The organism is Pseudarthrobacter sp. rb, from assembly GCF_056389225.1.
Genome location: NZ_JBWJAR010000010.1, coordinates 15,542 through 16,036 on the forward strand (window position 1 = coordinate 15,542; position 495 = coordinate 16,036).

At 65.5% G+C, this 495-nt stretch carries 1 pseudogene; it reads right to left on the reverse strand.

What is annotated here, in order from left to right:
- A pseudogene (locus ACWRN3_RS14210) lies at window positions 1–334 on the reverse strand (hypothetical protein); the annotation flags it as partial.
- Between the last annotated feature and the right edge of the window lie 161 nt (window positions 335–495).

Genomic DNA, 495 nt, shown 5'->3' on the forward strand with positions numbered 1-495 from the left:
TGCCGGCAGCGGTGACCTTGTCGCCGAGGAGGTAGTCCACCCCCTCGGTGGCCGGGATGGTGACGGTGTCCTGGGTGGTGCCGTCCTTATCGGTGAACGTCACGGCCGCCGGAGTAACGGGGTAGGGGGTGGCTTTGAAGGTGGTGGTCCACTCGGTGGCAGCGCCGGGCTGCAGGACGTAGTCGGTCTTCGCGCGGGCGGTCACGGTCACGGTGCCGGAGCCGGGGTAGGTGCCGGCAGCGGTGACCTTGTCGCCGAGGAGGTAGTCCACCCCCTCGGTGGCCGGGATGGTGACGGTGTCCTGGGTGGTGCCGTCCTTATCGGTGAACGTCACGGCCGCCGGAGTAACGGGGTAGGGTATCACGGATAGTTTGGGTGGGTTGAGTGGTTCGAGCGCGCTTGACCAGGTGTGTTGGTTTTTTGCTGCGTCTTCGAGATATGCGAGAGCAGGTGTCCACGGTCCGGGTGTTGCACCTTGGGGGATGGTTATGGTGC